Annotated in this window: 18 protein-coding genes; 16 read left to right on the top strand and 2 right to left on the bottom strand. The window is 65.3% G+C overall.

Annotated elements, in window-relative coordinates; translation table 11 throughout:
• Positions 1 to 118: 118 nt before the first annotated feature.
• The 3 genes from CU_RS06925 to CU_RS06915 are packed head-to-tail and all read left to right on the top strand — an operon-like array spanning position 119 to position 5,000.
• Positions 119 to 2,905, top strand: a complete 2,787-nt coding sequence (locus tag CU_RS06925; protein ID WP_012360623.1) for a valine--tRNA ligase — start codon at positions 119 to 121, stop codon at positions 2,903 to 2,905.
• Positions 2,902 to 4,539 carry a bifunctional tetrahydrofolate synthase/dihydrofolate synthase gene (folC, locus tag CU_RS06920; RefSeq protein ID WP_012360622.1) on the top strand — a complete coding sequence of 546 codons (1,638 nt, stop codon included), beginning with the start codon at positions 2,902 to 2,904 and terminating at the stop codon, positions 4,537 to 4,539. Before CU_RS06925 ends, folC begins: the two co-directional genes overlap by 4 nt.
• 32 nt (positions 4,540 to 4,571) lie before the next feature.
• Positions 4,572 to 5,000 (top strand): DUF4233 domain-containing protein, encoded by a 429-nt coding sequence (locus CU_RS06915; RefSeq protein WP_012360621.1) that lies wholly within the window; start codon positions 4,572 to 4,574, stop codon positions 4,998 to 5,000.
• A 101-nt stretch (positions 5,001 to 5,101) separates the two neighbouring features.
• Here the strand turns inward: CU_RS06915 and CU_RS06910 are convergent, their stop codons facing one another.
• Entirely contained in the window at positions 5,102 to 6,625 is a 1,524-nt protein-coding gene (locus CU_RS06910) for an AMP-binding protein (RefSeq protein ID WP_012360620.1), read from the bottom strand.
• A gap of 165 nt (positions 6,626 to 6,790) precedes the next feature.
• Here CU_RS06910 and ndk point away from each other — a divergent pair, with 165 nt between their 5' ends.
• Positions 6,791 to 7,201 (top strand): nucleoside-diphosphate kinase, encoded by a 411-nt coding sequence (gene ndk / locus CU_RS06905; protein ID WP_012360619.1) that lies wholly within the window; start codon positions 6,791 to 6,793, stop codon positions 7,199 to 7,201.
• Between the two features lie 80 nt (positions 7,202 to 7,281).
• On the opposite strand, the gene CU_RS06900 is transcribed toward ndk, so the two are convergent.
• The gene (locus tag CU_RS06900; protein WP_012360618.1) at positions 7,282 to 8,067 is read right to left on the bottom strand and encodes a hypothetical protein; all 786 of its coding nucleotides are present in this window, start codon (positions 8,065 to 8,067) and stop codon (positions 7,282 to 7,284) included.
• 326 nt (positions 8,068 to 8,393) lie between these two features.
• Here CU_RS06900 and CU_RS06895 point away from each other — a divergent pair, with 326 nt between their 5' ends.
• The 12 genes from CU_RS06895 (at position 8,394) to CU_RS06840 (ending at position 23,559) form a co-directional block, all read left to right on the top strand.
• Positions 8,394 to 11,966, top strand: a complete 3,573-nt coding sequence (locus tag CU_RS06895; RefSeq protein WP_012360617.1) for a translation initiation factor IF-2 N-terminal domain-containing protein — start codon at positions 8,394 to 8,396, stop codon at positions 11,964 to 11,966.
• A gap of 373 nt (positions 11,967 to 12,339) precedes the next feature.
• Entirely contained in the window at positions 12,340 to 12,642 is a 303-nt protein-coding gene (gene rplU / locus CU_RS06890; protein ID WP_012360616.1) for a 50S ribosomal protein L21, read from the top strand.
• A 63-nt stretch (positions 12,643 to 12,705) separates the two neighbouring features.
• Positions 12,706 to 12,972, top strand: coding sequence for a 50S ribosomal protein L27 (gene rpmA / locus CU_RS06885; RefSeq protein WP_012360615.1), 267 nt, complete (start codon positions 12,706 to 12,708; stop codon positions 12,970 to 12,972).
• Positions 12,973 to 13,099: 127 nt separating this feature from the next.
• Positions 13,100 to 14,614 (top strand): GTPase ObgE, encoded by a 1,515-nt coding sequence (obgE, locus tag CU_RS06880; RefSeq protein WP_012360614.1) that lies wholly within the window; start codon positions 13,100 to 13,102, stop codon positions 14,612 to 14,614.
• A 110-nt stretch (positions 14,615 to 14,724) separates the two neighbouring features.
• Positions 14,725 to 15,903 (top strand): glutamate 5-kinase, encoded by a 1,179-nt coding sequence (proB, locus tag CU_RS06875; RefSeq protein ID WP_231837629.1) that lies wholly within the window; start codon positions 14,725 to 14,727, stop codon positions 15,901 to 15,903.
• Between the two features lie 62 nt (positions 15,904 to 15,965).
• The gene (locus CU_RS06870; protein ID WP_012360612.1) at positions 15,966 to 17,255 is read left to right on the top strand and encodes a glutamate-5-semialdehyde dehydrogenase; all 1,290 of its coding nucleotides are present in this window, start codon (positions 15,966 to 15,968) and stop codon (positions 17,253 to 17,255) included.
• Between the two features lie 51 nt (positions 17,256 to 17,306).
• Positions 17,307 to 17,957: a nicotinate-nucleotide adenylyltransferase gene (nadD, locus tag CU_RS06865; RefSeq protein ID WP_012360611.1), complete on the top strand. Its 651-nt coding sequence runs from the start codon at positions 17,307 to 17,309 to the stop codon at positions 17,955 to 17,957.
• An 80-nt stretch (positions 17,958 to 18,037) separates the two neighbouring features.
• Complete coding sequence (gene rsfS / locus CU_RS06860) at positions 18,038 to 18,547, top strand: ribosome silencing factor (RefSeq protein WP_012360610.1); 510 nt, start codon at positions 18,038 to 18,040, stop codon at positions 18,545 to 18,547.
• 40 nt (positions 18,548 to 18,587) lie between these two features.
• Complete coding sequence (locus CU_RS06855) at positions 18,588 to 19,361, top strand: histidine phosphatase family protein (protein WP_012360609.1); 774 nt, start codon at positions 18,588 to 18,590, stop codon at positions 19,359 to 19,361.
• A complete protein-coding gene (locus tag CU_RS06850) occupies positions 19,358 to 20,332 on the top strand; it encodes a DegV family protein (protein ID WP_012360608.1) in 975 nt (324 codons plus the stop codon). The genes CU_RS06855 and CU_RS06850 overlap by 4 nt, the downstream gene beginning before the upstream one ends.
• Positions 20,333 to 20,398: 66 nt before the next feature.
• The gene (locus CU_RS06845) at positions 20,399 to 21,355 is read left to right on the top strand and encodes a ComEA family DNA-binding protein (RefSeq protein WP_012360607.1); all 957 of its coding nucleotides are present in this window, start codon (positions 20,399 to 20,401) and stop codon (positions 21,353 to 21,355) included.
• On the top strand, positions 21,352 to 23,559 hold the full coding sequence (locus CU_RS06840) for a ComEC/Rec2 family competence protein (RefSeq protein ID WP_012360606.1): 2,208 nt from the start codon (positions 21,352 to 21,354) through the stop codon (positions 23,557 to 23,559). Before CU_RS06845 ends, CU_RS06840 begins: the two co-directional genes overlap by 4 nt.
• Positions 23,560 to 23,562 lie beyond the last annotated feature (3 nt).

The raw sequence follows: 23,562 nt of genomic DNA, 5'->3' as shown, positions 1-23,562 counted from the left end.
CATCGCCTCTCAGGCTGGTGGCTCGCGTTAGCCGACGAGCTGCCAGCCGTGTCTGCCCCGTCTACTACACTGGGACGAGTTCAACAGAATTTGTCCCCGAGTAAGTGATCAGGGTGCGATGACCAGCAATACTCCTGCAACGTCCCAGGGTGTCCAGCGCGGCGAGGATCGTTCGCAGCTGCTGCCCAATCAGTGGAACCCATCCGATGTGGAATCGGAGCTCTACGAAGGCTGGGTTTCGGCCGGCTACTTCAAGGCCGACGCGGCAAGTGATAAGCCGCCGTTCTCCATCGTCTTGCCGCCGCCGAACGTCACCGGTCGGCTGCACATGGGCCACGCGCTGGATCACACCCTGATCGACGCGATGTCCCGTCGCCGCCGCATGCAGGGTTACGAGGTCCTGTGGCTGCCGGGCTCTGACCACGCAGGTATCGCCACCCAGACCCGCGTGGAATCCGACCTGAAGAAGCGCGAATCTAAGGACCGCTTCGATTACGGCCGCGAGGAGTTCATCGAGCGCGTCTGGGAGTGGAAGGACGAATACGGCGGCCTGATCCAGCAGCAGATGCGCGCCATCGGCGACTCCGTGGACTGGTCCCGCGAGCGCTTCACCCTGGATGAGGGCCTGTCCCGCGCAGTCCAGACGATCTTTAAGGCCCTGTTCGACCAGGGCATGATCTACCAGGACAACCGGATGGTTAACTGGTCGCCGGTGCTGCAGACCGCGATCTCCGACATCGAGGTCAACTACGAGGACGTCGAGGGCGAGCTGGTCAGCCTCCGTTACGGTTCCCTCAACGACGACGAGCCCCACGTCATCGTCGCGACCACGCGCGTGGAGACGATGCTGGGTGACGTGGCCGTCGCGGTGCACCCGGAGGACGAGCGCTACGCTGACCTCGTCGGCACCACGCTGCCGCACCCATTCCTGCCGGACCGCGAGATGGTGATCATCGCGGATGATTACGTGGATCCCGAGTTCGGCACCGGTGCGGTGAAGATCACCCCGGCGCACGATCCGAATGACTTCGCGATGGGGCAGCGCCACGACCTGCCGATGCCGGTGGTGCTCGACGAGACCGGCCACGTTTCCGGCACGGGCACACAGTTCGACGGCATGGACCGCTTCGAGGCCCGCGAGAAGATCCGCCTGGCCCTCGAGGAGCAGGGCCGCGTTGTGGCCCGCAAGCACCCCTACGTGCACTCCGTCGGCCACTCCGAGCGCTCCGGTGAGCCGATCGAACCGCGGCTTTCCCTGCAGTGGTGGGTGGATGTGAAGAAGCTGGCGAAGATGTCCGGCGACGCCGTCCGTGAAGGCGATACGACCATCTACCCGGCCTCCCAGGAACCACGCTGGTTCGACTGGGTGGACAACATGCACGACTGGACCATTTCCCGCCAGCTGTGGTGGGGCCACCGCATCCCGATCTGGTACGGGCCGGAAGGCGAGGTCGTGTGCTGCGGGCCGGACGACGAGCCACCGACGGGCGAGGGCTGGCACCAGGACGAGGACGTGCTGGACACCTGGTTCAGCTCCGCCCTGTGGCCGTTCTCCACGATGGGCTGGCCGGAGAACACCCCGGACCTGCAGAAGTTCTACCCAACTTCCGTGCTGGTCACCGGCTACGACATTCTGTTCTTCTGGGTCGCCCGCATGATGATGTTCGCCACCTTCGCGGACACGCTCGAAGGTTCCCCACTGCACGGTAAGGCCAATGGCGAGAACCAGGCTGCCCGCGATGGGCGCCCGCAGGTTCCGTTCAAGGATGTCTTCCTCCACGGCCTCGTCCGTGATGAGCACGGCCGCAAAATGTCTAAGTCCCTGGGCAACGGCATCGACCCGATGGACTGGGTGCGCGACTACGGTGCTGACGCGCTGCGCTTCACCCTGGCTCGTGGTGCCAACCCTGGTGCGGACCTGCCGGTCGGCGAGCACTCCGCGCAGTCCTCCCGTAACTTCGCGACGAAGCTGTACAACGCCACCAAGTTCGCGCTCATGAACGGTGCCCAAATCGGCGAGCTGCCGCCACGCGAGGAGCTGACCGACGCGGACCGCTGGATCCTCGACCGCCTGGAGGCCACCCGCGCCCTCGTCGACGATGCCCTGGAGCGCTACGAGTTCTCCCTGGCTAATGAGAACCTCTATAAGTTCGCCTGGGGCGAGTTCTGCGACTGGTACCTGGAGATCGCGAAGGTACAGATCCCGCGCGACTGGGATTCCGCCACCAAGGAGGAGTACGCCCGCGGTGTGAACACCCAGGTGGTGCTCGGTCGCGTCCTCGACGCGGTGCTGCGCCTGCTGCACCCGGCGATGCCATTCGTCACGGAGACCCTGTGGACCGCCCTGACCAAGGATGTCGAGGGCTACCCGGAGTCCCTGGTGATCGCCGAGTGGCCAGACCAGTCCATGACCAATAACGGCGCCGAGCCAGACGAGCTGGCCGCCCGCCGCATGGCTGACCTGGAGAAGCTGGTCACCGAGCTGCGTCGCTTCCGTGCGGACCAGGGTGTCAAGCCGAAGCAGCGTGTCCCGGGCCGACTGGACTTCGCCGCCGTCGACCTCGAGGAAGAAGAGGCAGCCATCCGCTCCCTGGCCCGACTTGAGGAGCCGGGGGATGACTGGGAGACCACCGCCTCCATTGAGCTGCGCCTCAGCCAGGCCACGATCACCGTCGAACTGGATACCTCCGACGCCGTGGATATTGAGGCCGAGCGCAAGCGCCTGGAAAAGGATCTCGCCAACGCTCAGAAGGAGCTGGACAACGCAGCGAAGAAGCTCAGCAACGAGAACTTCTTGAACAAGGCTCCGGAGCACGTCGTGGCGGATATTAAGGAACGCCAGGTCGTGGCCCAGGAGGAGTTTGACCGCATCACTCGCCGTCTGGAGGGGCTGCCAAAGAAATGATCGATTCGACGGATCGTGACTTGAACACCGCGCCGGGCGAGGACCAGGGCCAAGGCCAGGCCGGGGACACCGGTGCCGTTGAGCTGACCGGCCAGGAGGAGGCCGTTGCCGGGTCCGCCGTCGGGGGAGTGCGCCTCGACGAGCACGGCTTGGCGCTTCCTATCGATGCCGCCGGCACGAAGCCCGGTGAGGAGGATGGTCAGCTAAGCGGCGACGATGCGCTGCCGCCTCGGCCCATCACTGAGGAGGATCTGGCAGACCTCGCCGCGGTCGAAGCCGAGCTGAATCAGCGCTGGCCGGAGACGAAGATCGACCCCTCCCTGGAACGCATCGAGATGCTCATGGACCTGCTGGGCAACCCGGAGCGCTCCTTTGCCACCATCCAGGTCGCTGGCACCAACGGCAAGACCTCCGTGGTGCGGATGATCGAGTCCTTGCTGCGGGCATTCCATCGTCGCACAGGGCGAACGACCTCCCCGCACCTGCAGCTGGTCACCGAGCGTATCGCCGTTGACGGCGAGCCGATCCATCCGCAGGATTACATCCGCATGTGGCGGGAGATCCAGCCGATGGTGGAGATGGTGGATGCGAAGTCCACCGCCGAGGGCGGCCCGCAGATGAGCAAGTTTGAGGTGCTGGTCGCGCTCGCGTACAGCGCTTTTGCGGACGCTCCGGTGGACGTAGCCGTCATCGAAACCGGCATGGGCGGAACTTGGGATGCGACGAATGTCGTGAACTCCGACGTTTCCGTGATTACGCCCATCGGCATGGACCACACGGACTTCCTCGGCGATACCCTCACCGAGATCGCTGGCGAGAAGGCAGGCATCATCAAGTCCCGCTGGGATCGCGAGGATCTGCTCACTCCGCCGGAAAATATCGCGATCATCTCCGAGCAGGAGCCCGAGGCGATGCGCGTGCTGCTGGAGCGTGCGGTCGAGGTCGACGCCGCGGTCGCTCGCGCCGGAGCCGAGTTCGGCGCCGTGGAATCCACCGTCGCAGTCGGTGGCCAGCGTCTGACGATCAAGGGACTGGCCGGGACCTACGACGACATCTTCCTGCCGCTGTCCGGCGAACACCAGGCCCGCAATGCCGCCACCGCCCTGGCCGCGGTGGAGGCCTTCTTCGGAGCTGGCGGCGACCGCCAGCTGGACGTCGATAAGGTGCGCGAGGGCTTCGCTACCGTGACATCTCCCGGCCGGTTGGAGCGTGTGCGCGCCACCCCGAGCGTGTTCATCGACGCCTCCCACAACCCGCACGGTGCGGCAGCCTTGGCCAAGGCCGTGGACCGGGACTTCGACTTCCGCCGCCTCATCGGCGTGGTCGCGGTCCTGGGGGACAAGGACGCCCGCGGCATCCTCGCCGCGCTCGAGCCTGTCCTCGACGACGTCGTCATCACGGAGGTGCAGTCCCCGCGCGCGCTGCCGGTGGACGTGCTCGCCGAGTATGCCCGGGATGCCTTCGGGGAGGAGCGGGTCCACGTCGCCGAGCAGCTCCCGACTGCGGTGGAGACCGCCATCCAGTTGGCTGAGGACGATAGCGATGGCATGCTGGCCGGGGCCGGAGTGCTGGTCACCGGCTCGGTGGTCACCGCAGGTGAGGCGCGAACGCTGTTCGCCAAGAAGCCCGAGTAGAACGCTCGAGTACACAGGAGGAGTGGAAGCAGATGGCGCGCAAGCCGGCTGAAGAACTGGAGATGGGCCCCCTCGGTCCCGGGCATGCCCCAGCTAATGACCCGATGAAGGGCATTCGCGGAGTCATGGCGGGCACCCTGGTCCTGGAGGGGATCGTCATGTTGCTGGGGCTGACCGTGGTCGGCCGCGTGGATTCGGGGCTGGGTCCTGTCTGGTTGCAGTTCGGCTACGTCCTGGCCGTGGCGGTGCTGATGTTTGCGGCGGCCTTCATGCAGAAGGCTCCGGCGGCGGACAAGATCAACTGGGGTCTGCAGGTCCTGGCTCTGATCGGGGTTTTCGCCAACCTGGTGATCGGCGTGATGGCTCTGATCTTCATCGGCGTGTGGTGGTACATCTACCACCTTCGCAAGGTGGTTCAGGAGCGCATGCGGCGCGGCCTGCTGCCGAGCCAGCACGTCTAACTTGCTCCGCGAGCGCCATTGAGCGTGAAGCCTCCCCACCAGCCCAACGTCGGGCGGGTCGGGGAGGCTGAGGCTTTAGGGCTTCTCGCGGTGTGGCACTGCTAGCCCGCCAGGGGGATAAGACGCAGGTCTTTGCGGAGAATCTTCCCGGTCGGGTTCTTCGGGATCTCGTCTAGGAACGTCACGGCACGCACCTTCTTATACGGGGTGACGCGTTCCGCGACCCAGTCCATGATTTCATCTTCCGTGAGCTCGGCGCCCTCCTGCAGAACGACGAATGCGCGCGGGATCTCCAGGCCGTCGCGCTCCGCGCCGACGACGCCGACGTCGGCGATGTCTGGGTGGGAGAGCAGCAGGCTCTCCAATTCGGCCGGCGCGACTTGATAGCCCTTGTACTTGATGACCTCCTTGGCCCGGTCAACGATGCGTAGGCCACCATCCTCTCCGAAGTGGGCGATGTCTCCGGTTCGCAGCCACCCGCCTTCGATGAGCGTCTCGGCGTTGGCCTCCTCGTTGTTCAGGTAGCCCTTCATCACCTGCGGGCCACGCACGAGGACTTCCCCGGCCTCGCCTTCGGGAACATCTTCCAATGTGTCGATATCCACCAGCCGGATCTCTGTGTCGGCCACTGGCTTACCGACGCTGGAATGATCGGCGTCGCCGTGAAGGTTTAGGGCGACCAACGGGGAGGCCTCCGTCATGCCCCATCCCTGCACGACCTTCGTGTCGAGACGTTCTTCGACCGCGCGCATAATTGGAGCGTCGATCGGCGCCGCGGAGGAGACCATGAGCTTCGAAGCGGAGAACCACGAGGGGTCGATCTCTGGGCCTTTGGCCATAGCGATGGCCATCGGCGGGGCAATGAACGTGAACTCGATCGAGCGCTCAGCGTGGGCACGCAGGAACTGCTCGATGTCGAACTTCGGCATGGTGAAGATGTGGTGCCGGTGCAGCAGCGGGCCGAGTAGCAGGACTGTCATGCCATAGATATGGGAGAAGGGGAGCACACTCAGGGTGTTGCTGCGTGCTTCGATGCCGGAGCGCTCAATCATCTCCCGTACGTGGATCAAGTTGCTGGTGAGATTGCGGTGAGTCAGCTGCACTCCCTTCGGCAACCCGGTGGTGCCGGAAGAAAATGGGACAGCGGCAACCGAGTCAGGATCGATATCGACCTCTGGAGCGGGTTTCGGACTGCCCTGTAGGGAAGCCAGCTCCATGGAGAAAATCTGTGGGAGTTGCTCCATGTTGGTCGGGCCGATGAACAACTTGGCTCCGGCAGCTTCTACGATGTGCTCCACGTCTGCCTGGTTCATGAGCATGCCGATCGGGTTGACGATGGCCCCGGCTCGCAGGATGCCGAGCAGGCTGGCGGCGAAGTTGATGGAATTGGGTACCTGGAGGGTGACCACATCGCCCTCACCGATTCCTCGAGAAGCTAGCTCGGCGGCGATGGTCTCGGAGAATTCTTTGAGTTCGCCGTAGGTGGCCGTCGATTGCGTGGAGAGCTCGGTGATGGCGGGCAGTGCTGCTTCTTCTTCGGTGAGGTCGCCGAAGATGAGGTCGAAAACGTCGGTGCTGGGGTAGTCCAAACTCGGGTATGGGCTGGAGTAGATCCTGGGTGCCATGTGCGCCTCCTTGGGTGAGGTGTGATCTATGTCTCATAAATAATAGTGTCTGTTATAAAAATTATTTCGCTATTTCCATTACGTCAGCGAAGAGACCAGAACACATGGGGGCAAAGGGGAAGCCCAAGGGGCGAGGGCTTTAAGAATTCGCTATCCTTAGGAACCATGACTGAACGCACTCTCATCCTCATTAAGCCGGACGGTGTCGCTAATGGCCACGTCGGCGAGATCATCTCCCGCATCGAGCGCAAGGGCCTGAAGCTCGTCGAGATGGACCTGCGCACCGCAGACCGCGCAACCGCAGAGAAGCACTACGAGGAGCACAAGGACAAGCCGTTCTTCGGCGAGCTCGTGGACTTCATCACCTCCGCACCACTGGTCGCCGGCATCGTCGAGGGCGAGTCCGCTATCGCTGCTTGGCGTCAGCTGGCTGGTGGCACCCACCCGGTCGAGGCAGCCACCCCGGGCACCATCCGCGGCGACTTCGCACTGACCGTCGGCGAGAACGTCGTTCACGGCTCCGACTCCCCGGAGTCCGCTGAGCGCGAGATCGCTATCTGGTTCCCGAACGTCTAAAAACTGCTCAACGCACAACGTCCCGGCAAGCCCACATAGGCTCGCCGGGACGTTTTCTTATGCTGCGGGGAGCGGTGCCGTTATTTGTTTGCTAGACCACGGGTGGCGCGGACGCTGTCCTGGTACTCCTGGCTAGCTTCTTCAGTCAGCGTCAACCACTGGTCGGTGCTACCGCGGTGTCGCATCTCGCGGATCCGCACCACCTGCCCGTGCGCATCGGCCTCGTTGAGGGCAGCCTTGACCTCGTGCTCGACGGCCCCGTGCGCGACCAGCTCCGCCACGAGCTCGCTTTCCAAACGCTGATAAATGCCGGGCACGAGCTCATCGGCATGCATGAAGGCCACGATGGCATCCGGACCCTCGAACACCTGGCCAGTCCCAACCGCTGAGGAGTCATCGCCCGCGTCGCCGAATAGTTGTGGTGGCGCTGCATAATGCGTTGGGTGGTGCGCCCCGGAGTTGAAATACCACACCATCCCCAGGCCGGTGGCGATCGCTGCCGGAATGACGACCAGCCACGGCGCCGCTGACTGTGCGAGGTTCAGTGCCACATAGGCTGCGGAGTAGGGGACAACGAAGCGCAGCACTTCGCGGCAGTTGAACTCGGTCCGCTGCAGCTTCGCATCCGGCTTGAGCGGATCGTAGTCGTTCATGCGGTAGCCATGCCGGTTGAAGAACTTCATATAGCCGAAGACCATCAGCCCCAGCAGAAAAGCAATCGCCACGAAACCCATCCACACTTCTGGCAGGGCAGAACAGGTGATGACGACGAGCGTCCACACAACGCCGAGGGCCCAACCAAGCACCGTGGAAGGTTGATGCTTCGCGTAGTGGCCTTGAAGCTGCTTCTCGCTGATCTGGAACATTCCATCAGCGTAGCAACCTCCCCACACACGACCTCTCGCGATGCCGGCTCCCTCATCGCGGGGGAAGTTATGACAAGATGGGGGACAGGATTTTCCTTCACCGTCACCCACAACGACGATGCGGTCAGGTCAGGGCTAATCCATCACACTTAAACATCGTTTGCGAGCACACCCCATTGCCAGGCCTCCTTTGAGGCGTCCGGCCTCGGTGTCGCTCTGGCGCCTGGCTGGCGCAGCGGCCGTCGTTTCCACAGGTCCGCTGCTGTTCTCGATCTTTTTCTTTAGGACGCCGCCAGCTAGCGCGAGAAAAACTTTCAAGGAGAAACGTGGCTTTTACGCCGGAACCAGCGCTGATTGAATCGGCCGGAAAAATTAATACTGAAAGCTTCGGTCGCAGGGTGCGCGTGCACTCGGTGGCCAAGGAGCTGGGGATCACCAGCAAGGAGTTCATCGCCGTGCTGGGGGAGTTCGGGATCGCTGGCAAGGTTCCTTCCTCGACGCTGTCGAACGAGGAGGCCACCGATGTGGTCTCTCGCCTGGCTGCCGGGGGAGGGGTAACCCAGTCTGAGCAGCCAGCGGCGAAGCGCGAGGCTGACGCAGCGGAGCCCGCTGCCGACAAGGTCGAGGCCAAGAAGCGTACTGCCAAGAAGGCGGGGGCCAAGAAGAGCGCCGCTAAGAAGGCAACGCCTAAGAAGACGACTGCTAAGAAGAGCACGAAGAAGACTGCTGCGAAGGAGGCTGCGCCCACGCAGGAGACTCCGGAGCAAGACACCTCTCCAGAGGCTGCTGAACAGCAGGAAGAGCAGAAGAAGGCAGAGCCTAAGAAGGGTGCTCGCAAGAGCACCCAAAAGAGCGCCGAAAAGAGTGCACAGCAGGCTGAGAAGAAGGGCGCTGCGAAGAAGTCGAGCACCAAGCGTGCCGCCACCAAGAAGGCGGAAGCGAAGAAGGCCGAGGTAGACAACGCGCAGCCGCGCCAGGCCGCAGCGGAGCAACCAGCTCAGGCCGAGTCGCCGGCAGGCACCACCCCGGAGAGCCAGACTTCTACGGACGAGGCGACTCCGCAGCCCACTCGCCGCCGTGTGCGCCGAATCGTGCGCCGCGTGGGCAGCCGAGCCATCCAGCAGGACTCGGCAGCGGCGAAGACGGAGCTTTCGGACGAGGGGTCCAAGAAGCAGGAACCCTCGAAGAATTCCGAGGCCAAGAAGGCGGAGCCCAAGAAGAAGGAACAGAAGGCCCAGCAGCCCAACCCGGAGCCGCAGGGCGCAACCGAGGAGGCCATCACCGCCGACCAGCTGCACCCGGGTGAGCGCGAAGAGGCGGACATCGTCGACGAGCCGGTGCGCCTGAAGGGCTCCACCCGCCTGGAATCCAAGCGCCGCTGGCGGGAGGAGAACCGCGAGCGCGGCCGCCACAAGGCCATCAGCCGCTCCGAGTTCCTCGCGCGCCGGGAGTCCGTGCACCGCCAGATGATGGTGCGCGACGCCGAGCGCCACGACCACACCGGCCTGACGACCCAGGTGGGCGTCGTTGAGGATGGCCAGCTGGTCGAGCACTTCGTCACCAGCGACACCCAGCAGTCGATGGTCGGCAATATTTACCTGGGCCGGGTGCAGAATGTCCTGGCTTCCATGGAGGCGGCATTCATTGACATCGGCACCGGCCGCAACGCGGTGCTCTACGCCAGCGAGGTCAACTGGCATTCCCCGCACCTGCACTCCAAGTCCCGCCGCATTGACCAGGCGCTGCGCTCTGGCGACCAGGTCATGGTCCAGGTCATTAAGGACCCGGTCGGCCACAAGGGTGCCCGCCTGACCAATCGCATCAGCTTCGCAGGTCGCTACCTCGTGTACTTCCCGGGCGGTACCACCGCAGGCATTTCCCGCAAGCTGCCGGAGGCCGAGCGCAAGCGGCTGAAGGAGATCCTGCAGCGCGTCGTGCCGGGCCAGGGCGGGGCGATCATCCGCACCGCCGCGGAAAACGTAGCCGAGGAGCTCATCGAGGAGGACGTCAACCGCCTCCACAAGCAGTGGCTGAACATCGAGAAGACCGAGGCCAAGGAGCGCAAGTCCAAGGGCGCGAAGCCGGTGACGCTCTACGAAGAGCCGAACATGCTGATCACGGTCATCCGCGACCTGTTCAACGAGGACTTCTCCGAGCTGCTCGTCGAGGGCGATAAGTCCTGGCGCATGGTCCGCGATTACATGGGTCGCATGGCCCCGGAGCTGATGGATCGGGTGCACAAGTGGCACCCCGAGCAGCACGCCGACGAGGACGTTTTCGCCGCGCACCGTCTCGACGACCAGCTCGCCAAGGCGTTGTGCAGGAAGGTCTGGCTGCCCTCCGGTGGCCACCTGGTCATCGACCACACCGAGGCGATGACCGTCATCGACGTCAACACCGGCTCCTTCGTGGGCTCCGGCGGCAACCTCGAGGAAACAGTCACCGAGAATAACCTCGAGGCCGCCGAGGAGATCGTGCGCCAGATGCGGCTGCGCGATATCGGCGGCATGATCGTCGTCGACTTTATCGACATGGTGCTGGAGGAGAACCAGGACCTGGTGCTGCGCCGCCTCATCGAGTACTTGGGCCGCGACCGCACCCACCACAAGGTCAGCGAGGTCACCTCGCTGGGCCTGGTGCAGATCACCCGCAAGCGCCTGGGTGCTGGCCTGCTGGAGACCTTCTCCACCACCTGTGAGTGCTGCGACGGCCGCGGCGTGATCGTGCATCCCGACCCGGTCGAGCAGGACTTTAGCGAGGAGCCAGAGCGTCGCCGTCGTTCCTCCCGTGGCAATGGCCGCGGCCGTGACGAGCGTGGCAGCAAGGAGCAGCGCAACGGTCAGGGCACGGAGCAGCGTCAGGGCGGACGCGGAGACCAGGGGTCCAAGAACCACGGCCGTGACGAGCAGCGTGACCAGCGCGGCAAGAACGCGACGCGCCACGAGGACAAGGGCTCCAAGTCCAAGGTCGCCAATGGCAAGGGGCGCGAGGATGCTCAGGACCACCGCAACTCCGAGGGGCAGGAACGCCGCTCCGGCAAGCAGCGCCAGGATTCGCAGGCAGGTTCTGAGTCCGCGGCAGATCTCGGCGGGGAGCAGAAGCAGGAGACGAGGACGTCGCGCCGGGGCGGTCGCCGTTCCGTTCAGCGCCGCACCAGCTCTTCTGTGAAGGACGCCACCGCCCGCACCGAGCAGGGGTCCGCGGAGAAGAAGCAATCTGCCGACCGATCGGATGAGGCATCCCAGTCCGGCCAGGAGCGCGCTCCTCGCCGGGTGGTTCGCCGCATTGTGCGGCGCACGGCACCTAGCCAGCAGCGGGGTGGCGCCGCCCAGCGACGCTCTGCGGCGAATGCGGATGCCCCGGAGCTGAAGATTTCTTCTCGCGAGGACCGCGGTTCTGATCAGCGGGGTGAGCAGCAGAAGTCCGAGAGCGGCTCCCGTGGGGCGCGTCGCCGTGGCCGTCGCGTGGTCCGCTCGAGGCCGGCCGTTCGACAGTCCGACACGCGACAGGCAGGCGGGGACACCCTGCGCGGTGAGGAGTCGAGCGGGCAGCAGCGTTCCGGGCAGAAGCAAGGTTCGGCGGGCGATCGCCGATCCAGCGCAACGCGGCGCTCTGGAACTCGGGGTGCGGGGAAGTACGGTGCCACCACCTATGAGGAGGCGGTCAAGGAGTTCGAGAACTCGCCACGCCGTCGCCGCCGCACTCGCGGCAATTCCGTGTCGGACCGCCGTCCGCAGCCGGAGGACTTCGGCGCTCAGCCCGAGGCCAACCAGGCCAAGGAGGAGCCGAAGCGGGAGAGCCGGAACGCCGGGAAGACCGAGCAACCGGCGCAGAGTGAGTCTCGAGGCCGCACGCGCGATCGTCGTCGCCGGGTTGTGCGCAGCAATCCGCGGCGCTAGCCCCAGGGGCTGCACGCTCACTTCACGGGTGAGCGCTCAGTCCGCGGTCATGTCTGAGCCACCGTTGCGTGCTTGATTGACCGCGGCCGGGGGAGGAGCCCATGGCGGGTTCGTCACTTGAGCCCCACCCTTAACGGCCTGATGGTTCGGCCGGGCGCTACCTGCGATGGGCTGGAAAAAGATTTTGGTTTTCCGGCCCCTGCTGGGTAGTATTGAGCAGTCGCTGTTCATTGCCCCTAATCGGGCCCGGCTTGCTATGCCGAAATGAACACACTTAATTTTGCATATTGTCCAGTCAGGATGCTCGCGTCGCACGTGGGATCGTCGTCGAGAGCTGCCTGAGTCGAAGAGATTTATAAGGGGTAGCCCTACCATGTACGCGATCGTCAAGACCGGCGGCAAGCAGTACAAGGTTGCCGAAGGTGACCTCGTCAAGGTCGAGAAGATCGAGGGTGAGCCAGGTTCCGCCGTGGCTCTCACCCCGGTTCTCGTCGTCGATGGCGCGGATCTGACCTCCGGCGACAAGCTGGAAAACGTCGCCGTGAACGCAGAGATCGTCGAGCACGTTCGTGGCCCGAAGATCCGCGGAATGCACTACAAGAACAAGACCGGATACAAGCGCCGCTGGGGCCACCGTCAGGCCCTGACCGTGCTGAAGATCACCGGCATCAAGTAATAACCGAGACGCGTCCGTGCTGAGTGCGCGGGTGCTCTTACTTCTTCCCGAGGAGGGAGACTCATGGCAACTAAGAAGGGTGCTTCTAGCTCCAGTAACGGTCGCGACTCCGAGGCAAAGCGTCTCGGTGTTAAGCGCTTCGGCGGCCAGCAGGTCAAGGCGGGCGAGATCCTCATCCGTCAGCGCGGCACCAAGTTCCACCCAGGTGTGAACGTTGGTCGCGGCGGCGATGACACGCTGTTCGCACTGAAGGCTGGCGCCGTCCAGTTCTCCACCAAGCGCAACCGTCGCCTGGTGAACATCGTGGAGGACGAGGCCGTCGAGGCTTAAAGCCCGCGGTTTTAACAACCCCACGAGCACGAAGCTCCCGCACTTTCCGCCCCACCGGGGCGAGGGCGGGAGCTTCTTTGCATTATTCGCTAAAATTTGAATCCGATCGAAGGAAGGACTTACAACCATGTCGCAATTCGTTGACCGGGTCGTTCTGCACCTCAAAGCCGGCGATGGCGGCAATGGCTGTAACTCTGTGCGCCGCGAGAAGTTCATGCCCCTGGGCGGGCCGGACGGCGGCAACGGTGGCCACGGTGGGGATATCGTCCTCGAAGTTGACCCCCAGGTGCACACTTTGCTGGACTTCCGTTTCTCCCCGCACGTGCGCGCCGAGCGCGGCAACAATGGCGCCGGCGACGACCGGCACGGTGCCCGCGGCAAGGACCTGACCCTCCACGTCCCACCGGGAACCGTCGTCATTGACGAAGACGGCGAGGTGCTCGCCGACCTCGTCAGCCCCGGGCAGAAGGTTATCGTCGCCCAGGGAGGCTTCGGCGGGCTGGGTAACGCCTCGCTGGCCTCTAAGACGCGTAAGGCCCCGGGCTTCGCGCTGCTGGGTGAACCCGGCGAGCAGAAGGACGTCACCCTTGAGTTGAAGTCGATGGCCGACGTCGGCCTCGTGGGCTTCCCCTCTGCGGGCAAATCCTCCCTGATTTCCGTGCTTTCCGCGGCCAAGCCCAAGATCGCGGACTATCCCTTCACCACGCTCGCGCCGAACCTCGGGGTGGTCAGCGTGGATCACGATACTTTCACCATCGCCGACGTTCCGGGCCTCATCCCAGGGGCCAGCGAGGGGCGCGGCCTCGGCCTGGACTTCCTGCGCCACATCGAGCGCACTGCCGTCCTGGCACACGTGGTGGACGCAGCAGCGCTGGAATCCGAGCGCAATCCGCTGGACGATATTCGAGCCCTCGAGCACGAACTGGACAGCTACCAGAGTGAGCTCAGCGCCGATGCCGGACTGGGCGACCTGCGGGAACGTCCCCGCGTCATCATCCTGAACAAGATGGACGTGCCGGATGCCGAGGACATGGCGGACCTGCAGGAAGAGGAGCTGAAGAAGTTCGGCTGGCCGATCTTCCGCATCTCCACGGTCGCGCGTACCGGGCTCAACGAGCTGCGCTTCGCCCTGATGGACATCGTCCGGGAGCACCGCAAGAAGGTTGAGAACACCCCAGAGCCGCAGCAGGTTATTCGTCCGCAGTCGGTGGGGCCGAAGCGTAAGGGCCGTTTCGCGGACTTCGAAGTCCACGAGGATAAGCAGAACCCAGGCGCGTTCATTGTTACCGGGCAGAAGATTGACCGCTGGATCCTGCAGACCGATTTCGAGAATGACGAGGCTATCGGCTTCCTCGCCGACCGCCTGGCTAAGGCCGGTGTTGAGGAAGCGCTGTGGCAGGCCGGCGCCGTGGATGGTTCCGAGGTCACCATCGGTGGGATCACCTTCGAGTGGGATCCGCAGACCGTGGCGGGCGTGGATCAGACCCCGGCATACGGCCGTGGTAAGGACCGCCGCCTGGAGCAGACGGACCGTGTGACTGCAGAGCAGCGTAAGCGTGCCTCCCAGGCACGACGCGGTCTGATCGACGAATACGATTACGGCGATGGCGAGGTCGCGCATACCGAGCGCTGGCAGGGCTAGTGCGACCCTGGGTAGCGAGTTAGATAACGTTTAGATAACTCAAAAGCCTCAGTATTCATAAGTAATTTGGCATACTGGTGGGCATGTCTGCAGCGAGCAAAGAAAATTCAATGCCCACACAGCAGCTAGATGCCGCCACGATGCCGGAGCCCGGCACCGTGCGCCATCGCATCGCCAATGCCAAGCGACTGGTGGTGAAAATCGGATCCTCCTCCCTGACCGACGAGTCCGGACGCGTAGATCCTGCGCGCATCGACACCATCGCCGATGCTCTCGAAGCTCGTATGTCGGATGACACGGACCTCATCGTCGTATCTTCCGGTGCGGTCGCCTCGGGCATGGACCCGCTCGGTCTGCGCCAGCGCCCCAGCGACCTGGCCACCAAGCAGGCTGCCGCCTCGGTGGGCCAGGTGCTGCTCGCCCAGGAGTGGGGGAGGAGCTTCGCCCGTTACGGCCGCACCATCGGCCAGGTCCTCCTGACTGCCGCCGATGCCGGCCGTCGCGACCGCGCCCGCAATGCGCAGCGCACCATCGACCGCCTGCGCCAGCTCTCCGCCGTGCCGATCGTCAACGAGAACGATACGGTCGCGACCTCCGAGATGCGTTTCGGCGATAACGACCGCCTCGCCGCCATCGTCTCCCACCTCGTCTTCGCGGACGCCCTCGTCCTGCTCTCCGACGTCGACGGTCTTTACGACCGCAATCCGAACGAGCCGGATGCGCAGTTTGTTTCCGAGGTGCGTAGCAGCAATGACCTCTCGGGGGTTGCCGCCGGCGACGGCGGCCGACTGGGCACCGGTGGGATGGCCGCGAAGGTCACCGCTGCCCGACTCGCCTCCCGAGCGGGAGTGCCGGTGCTGCTGACCTCCACCGAAAACATCGCCCCCGCCCTGGAAAGTGCGTCCGTGGGAACTTGCTTCTGGCCGGAGGAAGATCGCCTCTCCGCCTGGAAGTTCTGGGTGCTCTACGCCGCCGAGTCCCGCGGCGCACTGCAGCTCGACGACGGCGCGAAAAAGGCCGTGGTCGACGGCAACAAGTCCCTCCTGGCCGTCGGCGTCACCCAGGTCATGGGTGACTTTAACCGCGGCGACATCGTGGACCTCGTGGACAGCGAGGGCAAGATCTTCGGCCGCGGTGAGGTCAACTATGACGCCACCGACCTGGCTCCGATGCTGGGACGCCACACCTCGGAGCTTCCGGGCGACGCGCAGCGCCCCGTGATCCACACCGATTACCTCTCCTATTACGCAAACCGACAGCCGCCCCGCCGCCAGCAGCTGCCGATCTAGCCCCACCATTCCTGGCTCCCGCCAGGGCAGACCCAAATTTTTCCCAACATGAAAGAGGCATGATGAGCGAAAAGATCGATAACCTTTCCCCCCAGCGTCAGGCTGAGCGCGAAGAAGTGCTTGAGAAGGCCGCCAAGGCGAAGCAGGCCAGCCGGGTTGTGCTCACCACCCAGCAGAAGAATGACCTGCTGCTCGCCGCCGCCGATGCGCTGATCGCCAACACCGACGCGATCATCGAGGCCAATGCCAAGGACATCGCTGCAGGCCGCGGGGCCGGTTTCGACGATGCCCTGATCGACCGCCTGGCCCTGGATGCAGGCCGCATCGAGGGCATCGCCGGCGGGCTGCGCCAGATCGTCGGTCTGCCGGACCCGGTCGGCGAGGTGGTCCGCGGACACACCCGCCCGAACGGCATCGACCTTAAGCAGGTTCGTACCCCAATCGGCGTGATGGGCATGGTCTACGAGGCCCGCCCGAACGTCACCGTCGACGCCTTCGGCCTGGCCATCAAGTCCGGCAACGTCCCGCTGCTGCGCGGGTCCCGCTCGGCCCGCCAGACCAACGAGAAGCTGGTGGAGCTGCTGCAGGACGTCGCCGCCGAGCAGGGGCTGTCCCGCGACATCGTCCAGTTGCTGCCGTGCGATAGCCACGATTCCGTCCAGGACCTGGTCACCGCCCGCGGCCTGGTGGACGTCGTCATCCCACGCGGTGGGGCGCGACTGATCGAGGCAGTCGTCCTCAACGCGACCGTGCCAGCAATCGAGACGGGCACGGGCAAGTGCCACTTCTACATCGACGCCTCCGCGGACCTGGACGAGGCGATCCAGCTGCTGCTCAACGGCAAGACCCGCCGCTGTTCGGTGTGCAATGCGACCGAGACCGTTCTGCTGGATGCTGCCCTTTCTGAGGGCGCCAAGAAGCGTGTCTTCGCCGAGCTGTCCGCCGCCGGCGTGCGCATCCACGGCGTGAAGGCCGAGCTCGATAGCCTGGCCGAAGACGTGGTGGAGGCCACCGAGGAGGACTGGACCGACGAGTACTTGAGCTTCGACATCGCCGCAGCGATCGTGGACGGGGTGCATGGGGCAGTGGAGCACATCACCACCTACAGCTCTGGCCACACCGAAGGGATCTCCGCACGCGACTACGAGGTGGTGCGCTACTTCGAGAAGCACGTGGATGCTGCCGCGCTCTCTCTCAACACCTCCACCGCCTGGACGGACGGTGAGGAGTTCGGCTTTGGTGCCGAGATCGGCATCTCCACCCAGAAGCTGCACGCTCGCGGGCCGATGGGTCTGCCGGAGCTCACGAGCACCAAGTGGGTGCTCACGGGTGAGGGACAGACCCGCCCCTAGGTAGTACAGCGCGCACTGGTCTTTTGATTCCGGTGCGCTAGCCTAAGCAGCATGACTAACACCCAGTCCCCGGCCGTGGAAGCCCCCGCGACCCCGGATTCGCCGCGCCGCGTCGGCGTCATGGGTGGGACCTTCGATCCCATTCACAATGGCCACCTGGTCGCCGCGAGCGAGGTTGCGGACCGCTTCGACTTGGACGTCGTCGTCTTCGTCCCCACCGGGCAGCCCTGGCAGAAGAAGGGCAAGCGGGTCTCCCCGGCAGAGGACCGCTACCTGATGACCGTCATTGCAACCGCCGCGAACCCGAGCTTCCGGGTCTCCCGGGTGGATATCGACCGTGGGGGAAACACCTACACCGTCGACACGCTGACAGATATGCGCAAGATCTACCCGGACGCGGAACTGTTCTTCATCACCGGCGCGGACGCGCTGAATAAGATTCTCACGTGGCGGGACTGGGAATCCATGTTCGACCTGGCGAACTTCGTCGGGGTGACTCGCCCTGGTTATGAACTCTCCGAGCTGGATTTCCCCCTGGTCAGGGAAGTGGACGCCGGGCGGTTGAGCCTCGTGGAGATTCCAGCGATGGCGATTTCCTCCACGGACTGCCGGGAGCGTGCGATGAGCGGCCGGCCGGTCTGGTACCTCGTGCCTGACGGTGTGGTGCAGTACATCGCCAAGCACCGCATGTACGTGGATTAGGTGCCATTTAGCAACGCGCGACACCCCGTACTGCCCGACGCGCCGGGAGCAGGCGGAACCCTTGTGGGTGCCCCGCTATCATGGGGCTAGAGCATACTTCTTTAGAAAGGTTTCGCTTGACCGCACAACCAGAATCCATCGCCCTCGCCAGTCTCGCTGCCCAGGCGGCAGATGAGAAGAAGGGCGAAGACATCCTCGTCATCGACGTCTCCAACCGCCTGGCCATCATCGACTGTTTTGTGATCGTCACCGGCGATAACGAACGCCACGTGCAGTCCATCGTTGACGAAGTCGAGGATCACCTGGCCGAAAATGGCACGAAGCCCCTGCGCCGCGAGGGGCGCGGCGAGGGGCTGTGGGTGCTGCTGGACTACGGCGACGTTGTCGTCCACGTGCAGCGCCGCGCGGAGCGCGAGTACTATGCGCTAGACCGTCTCTTCCTCGACGCCCCGCAGATCGAGGTCGAGGGCGTGGAGCAGGTCGATCGCGGCGCCAACTGGGACCCGGATGCCGAGGTGGAGGTCCTCGACGTCCAGACCATCGACGATCTGCCGCTGGCTGGCCCAGAGCCCGACGCCGACGAGCTCTAAAACCCAGCCACGATAAAACACGACCAAGAAGAACACCGCCATGACTGCTAACGCGAGCCAGCGCAGGCTCATCCTGATGCGCCACGGAGAGACGGAGTACAACTCCGCAGGGCGCATGCAGGGTCAGCTGGACACCCCGCTATCAGACGTCGGCCGGCAGCAAGCCCGTGACGTCGCCGCGGTGGCTCGCGACTGGAACGTCACGAAGGTGGTCGCCTCCGACCTGGAGCGCGCGGTGGAGACGGCGAGCATCGTCGCCGAGGCCTGGGGGCTGGATGTTGACGTCGATCCCCGGTTCCGGGAAACCCACCTGGGAGACTGGCAGGGCGGATCCCACACCGAGATCGACGAGCAGTACCCCGGCCAGCGAGCGTATTGGCGCCACGATCCGCGCTGGTCACCGCCTCGTGGGGAGACCCGGCTGGAAGTGGCTGAACGCACCGCGGCGGGGATCGCGGACCTTATGGCCTCCGATTCCTTCGAAGGCACCGTGCTGGTGGTGGCACATGGTGGGTCGATCGCGGCGCTGACTTCGCGCTTGCTGGACGTGCCGGCGGAGCACTACCCGGTATTCGCCCGGCTTGGCAACGCGCGCTGGGCAGAATTGGTGGCGCGCCCGCACTTCCCGATGACTGAGCTGGGGGACGGGCCGCAGACCGCGCCTGCGGTGGATGGTTCCACCGTCCCGGAGGTACCGAACGCTGCGGCCGAGTGGTGGCGCACCCCGCGCTGGTACCTGGAAGGCTGGAACGTCGGAGTGCAGGTTTCGGGCCAACAACTGGATAACCCGGATGAAGGGGGAGCAGCACGGTGACCGTTCATGTGATCACGGACTCCGCCAGCTGCCTGCCCCGCGAGCTCGCCGACGCTGCGGGCGTGACGGTGGTGGACCTGTATACCTCGGGGCAGGGGGCAGAGAAGACCACCGCGGGACTGGGGGCGCTGGAGTTGACCGCGAGTTATGCCCGACTGCTGGAGCGCAGTGGGGACGAGGGCGTGGTCGCGCTGCACTTGTCCAAGGAGCTGTCCTCCACGTGGTCCAACGCGGTGACTGCAGCTGGGGTGTTGGAGGGCAAGGTGCGCGTCGTGGATACGAACACGGCGGGTATGACGCTCGGTTACGCTGCGCTGGAAGCCGCGCGGGTGGCTCGCGCAGGAGGCAGCCTCGATGAGGTGGCTGATGCCGCGGACCGGGTGCTGAACACGGCCACCCTGTGGCTGTACGTGCACAAGATCGATAGCCTGCGCCGGGGCGGGCGTTTGTCCACCGCGCGCACGCTGTTGACCACGGCCCTGGCGATCAAGCCAATCCTCAAGCTTGCGGATGGGGAGCTGCAGCTGGCGGCGAAGACCCGCACCCAGGCCAAGGCCATGGCGAAGCTGGTCGAGATGACCAGCGAGGTCGTCGTTGCCGAGGCAGATGCCGCTGCCGAGGAATCGCGGAAGCCCCGTCGCATGAAGATCGGGATCATGCAGTCAGAGGCGGTGGAACCGGCCAAGCACCTGAAGCAGTTGATCGAGGAGCAGCTGGCTGAGCTCCCGGCGGAGCTGATGGACCGCGCCCTGAAGCCGGAGAAGTCGAAGAAGTCCGAGAAGGCGGATAAAGCCGACAAGGCGGCGAAGGCTGCGCAGGACGCCACGACGGAGGACGCCGTAGGCGGTGCTGCGGCTGAGCCGAAGCCGCCGGCACTGCCCGACATCGATGTCGAGCTCTTTGAGGTTTCCGAAGGGCTCGCGGTTCACACAGGTCCGGGCGCGATCGGCGTGGCCGTAGTCTGCGTATAACACGCTGCATCCACAGGCCGGGGATGTCCACAGGCTCCTGGGGTTTTGCCACGGGAGTTGCCTCCCGTGGCGCTGGGCTTGCCCGCCGACCGTGATTCGCTGGGCGGCATGGGAGGAAGTTTTCAACGCAAGCAGGATCACAGCGCGCTCCAGGAACGGATCGCCGCGCTGACCCAGCCGATGCCGGGGCACGAAACGGCGCTTGTGGACTTCGAGAAGCGCTCGTGGTTGAGCGCCGCGTCCGCCAAAGTGCTGGTGGGGATCGTCGCCGTGCTGGTGATCGGGGTGGGGGCCATCGGCCTGCTCTCTCGGTCCGGTGGGCAGGCGCAGGAAGTCATCAACCCAGCGGGCAGGAACGTGAATAGCGGGGACGCCGAGACGGTGCTGTCGGCGGATGGAGACGGGGCCAGCGACGCGGCAGCGAACGATGGTGCTGCTGGTGAAGGGGGCGCTGGAGCAGGCGTCACCAGTCAGAGCAGTGGCTCCGCTGCGTCGGCGGGAGACGGAAAGCAGGACGAGAACGCGGCAGTCGTCGTATCTGTCCAGGGCAAGGTGCGTAAGCCGGGGTTGCTTGAGCTGGCAGGAAAGCAGCGGCTGGGCGAGGCGATTAGTCAGGCCGGTGGAACGTTGCCCGGCGCGAATCTCAATAACGTGAACTTGGCCGAGAAGGTCTCCGACGGCCTGCAGATCGTTGTGGACCAGCACGGTTCCTATGTACTGCGGCCAGGCGAGGCCGGGCCGGCTGGTGCGGGTGGCCCGTCGGGTGGGGCTGCTGCTGGCACGCCGACTGGTGGGGCTGGCGGCGGTGCGGCTGGGGAAGGCGGAGCTGGCGGGAAAGTTAACATCAACTCCGCAGATGCCGCTCAGCTCGAAACACTGGACGGGGTGGGGCCCGCGACGGCCAAGGCGATCGTCGAATGGCGGGAGGCCAACGGGCCATTCCGCTCCGTGGAGCAGCTCATGGAGGTCCGTGGCATCGGACCCGGCAAACTCGCGGCGATGAAGGACGGGGTCAGCTTATGAGCGTGCGGCTGCATTCGGGTGGGGATGCCCAGGCCGTGGAGTCGGTGGCGGGCCGCAGGCCCCCGGAGGCCACCCGGGACCCGCGTTCGCCCGATGCGCAGCGCGCCCGCCGTGGTCCGGATCTTCGGCTGCTGCTTCCCGCCGTTGCCGCGTGGGCCGCAACGGCGGCGACGATCCTGCTGCGGGGCCCATGGGTGGCCGTCGCAGCGGTGGGCCTTGCGGTCGTTGCGGCCGCGGTACTGGTCTCATCACGGGTGCGGAGATACTTGCGCTGGCGCGGGGTGCTTCGGGCGGCTGGGTGGAATCTCGTTGCTGCGGCGGTGATCGCCAGCCTGGCTGCGGCGGGCACGGCTCTGCAGGTCAGCAGGGTGGATAGTCACCCGTTGATGCGCGAACTCAGCTCCAGCGAATCGACAGGCCAGCAAGGTGAGAAAAACGAGGAGGGGGCGCGGGGCCACTACCGGGGAGAGGTCACCATCGCCGGTGGGGCACGGGTGCTCAACGGCGGCAGCCTGAAGATCCCGGTACGGATCACTGGGCTGGGCGAGCTGCCGCTGTTTGTGAACGACCGCCACCGCAGCCCGGAGCTGCTTTCTGCTCAGCCCGGCACCACCCTCGAACTCGCGGCGACCGTGCGGGCCGATGAGCGCCCCGGGCTGTTACCCGCAAGGCTATCCGCGACCAGGCAGCCCAGCATCACGGCAGAGCCACGGGGCGTTATGGGGATCTCCGCACGGCTGCGCCGGAACATCAACGAGCTGGCCAGCACCGGGCCGATGGCTACGTTGGCCAACCAGGAGTGGTTCTCCGGTGCAGAAGCATTGATTCCGGGCATGCTTATCGGGGATATCTCACAGATGCCCCAGGACATTCGGCAGCACTACATCGTCAGCGGGCTTTCCCACCTGACCGCCGTCTCCGGGCTGCATGTCGCCGTGCTCATCAGCGCGGTGACCATCGCCGCCACCGCATGCGGGGTGTCCCGGCGGGGTAGGTGGATCATCGTCATGGGCACCCTCGTGGCTTTCACGATGGTGGTGGGGCCGCTGCCGAGTATCCTGCGCGCCGGGTTTATGGGGCTCGTCGGGGCGGTGGCGGTGTTGAGTTCCCGGTGGAGCGACTCGCTGGCAGCCCTTGGTGGGGCGGTTCTGGCCCTGGTGCTGATCCGGCCTGGCATGGCGGTGGAGTACGGCCTGCTGCTCTCGGTGCTGGCGACCGTGGCGATCGTGACCGCCGGCCCCCGGATTGGCCGCTGGCTCATCCTGGTCTGGGGCCGGTTCACCCAGCGCCGCTGGGCTCGCGAGCCACGGGTGGTCGAAGGGATGCTCCTGCGCGCTCTCGCGGTCTCCTTCGTCGCCGATGTGGCGACCCAGCCGGCGATCGTCATGATGACGGGCATCGTCTCGCCCGCGGCCGTGCCCGCCAACCTCGCGGTGGGGTGGGCGGTCGCCCCGCTGATGGTGCTGGCACTTGCTGCCTGCCTCGTCGGCAGCGCTGCCTTGCTCCTCGGTATGCCCGTGGGTCTGGCCGCCTGGCTTCTCGTTCCTGCAGCCCCCGCGGCATGGTGGATCCACACCGTGGCCGAGCGATGCTCCCGCACCTGGGTGCTCCACACCCCCGGCGGACCCGGGTGGGCGCTGGCCTGGGCAGCGATGCTCGGGGCGATGATCCTGGCAGCCATGGGCGTACTGTGGTGGCAGACCATCCCCGTGCTCATCGCCTGCGCGATGCTTCTGGTGCGCATCGGCACCTGGCAGCTTGGGCCCTACGAGGCAGCGGCACCTGAGCCGGGCTGGGGCAGCGACCTCGGTGCCGAGCCACACTGGGCCGTCGCGGTCTGCGGTGTGGGAGACGGGACAAGCGGTTGGCAGCTTCGCTATCCCACCGGCACGCGCCAGCCCTGCCAGACGCCGCGGGGGAAGCTCACACTGCAAGCGGGCGGCGTCGTCGAGAAGAAAGGGGAACAGGCAGCGGCCGGAGAGCCGAAGGTAGTGACGGTGAGCAGCGAGGACCAGGCCTTAAGCGTCCGGGAGGCAGCGCTCATCGTCGTGCTGGACTGCGAAGGTCCCACCGAGGGCACGGGGAGGCGCAGCCACGGGCGGCCAAGCCAGACGCCGGGTGGGGTGCCCGTGCACTATCCCTGCGCCGATGGGGCGGGGCTGCTCACACCGAAGGGGCTGGTTGTTTCCGGTGGCCCGCGATGATCT

The sequence above is a fragment of the Corynebacterium urealyticum DSM 7109 genome, assembly GCF_000069945.1.
Classification (GTDB): domain Bacteria; phylum Actinomycetota; class Actinomycetes; order Mycobacteriales; family Mycobacteriaceae; genus Corynebacterium; species Corynebacterium urealyticum.
The sequence above is the reverse complement of the archived record's forward strand: the minus strand, read 5'-3'. Positions and strand labels throughout refer to the sequence as shown.

What these genes read in the sequence shown, in the direction of transcription:
- CU_RS06925 (WP_012360623.1), top strand. Translation starts at nt 119, where the DNA reads ATGACCAGCAATACTCCTGCAACGTCCCAGGGTGTCCAGCGCGGCGAG.
- folC (WP_012360622.1), top strand. Translation starts at nt 2,902, where the DNA reads ATGATCGATTCGACGGATCGTGACTTGAACACCGCGCCGGGCGAGGAC.
- CU_RS06915 (WP_012360621.1), top strand. Translation starts at nt 4,572, where the DNA reads ATGGCGCGCAAGCCGGCTGAAGAACTGGAGATGGGCCCCCTCGGTCCC.
- CU_RS06910 (WP_012360620.1), bottom strand. Translation starts at nt 6,625, where the DNA reads ATGGCACCCAGGATCTACTCCAGCCCATACCCGAGTTTGGACTACCCC.
- ndk (WP_012360619.1), top strand. Translation starts at nt 6,791, where the DNA reads ATGACTGAACGCACTCTCATCCTCATTAAGCCGGACGGTGTCGCTAAT.
- CU_RS06900 (WP_012360618.1), bottom strand. Translation starts at nt 8,067, where the DNA reads ATGTTCCAGATCAGCGAGAAGCAGCTTCAAGGCCACTACGCGAAGCAT.
- rplU (WP_012360616.1), top strand. Translation starts at nt 12,340, where the DNA reads ATGTACGCGATCGTCAAGACCGGCGGCAAGCAGTACAAGGTTGCCGAA.
- rpmA (WP_012360615.1), top strand. Translation starts at nt 12,706, where the DNA reads ATGGCAACTAAGAAGGGTGCTTCTAGCTCCAGTAACGGTCGCGACTCC.
- obgE (WP_012360614.1), top strand. Translation starts at nt 13,100, where the DNA reads ATGTCGCAATTCGTTGACCGGGTCGTTCTGCACCTCAAAGCCGGCGAT.
- proB (WP_231837629.1), top strand. Translation starts at nt 14,725, where the DNA reads ATGCCCACACAGCAGCTAGATGCCGCCACGATGCCGGAGCCCGGCACC.
- CU_RS06870 (WP_012360612.1), top strand. Translation starts at nt 15,966, where the DNA reads ATGAGCGAAAAGATCGATAACCTTTCCCCCCAGCGTCAGGCTGAGCGC.
- nadD (WP_012360611.1), top strand. Translation starts at nt 17,307, where the DNA reads ATGACTAACACCCAGTCCCCGGCCGTGGAAGCCCCCGCGACCCCGGAT.
- rsfS (WP_012360610.1), top strand. Translation starts at nt 18,038, where the DNA reads ATGGGGCTAGAGCATACTTCTTTAGAAAGGTTTCGCTTGACCGCACAA.
- CU_RS06855 (WP_012360609.1), top strand. Translation starts at nt 18,588, where the DNA reads ATGACTGCTAACGCGAGCCAGCGCAGGCTCATCCTGATGCGCCACGGA.
- CU_RS06840 (WP_012360606.1), top strand. Translation starts at nt 21,352, where the DNA reads ATGAGCGTGCGGCTGCATTCGGGTGGGGATGCCCAGGCCGTGGAGTCG.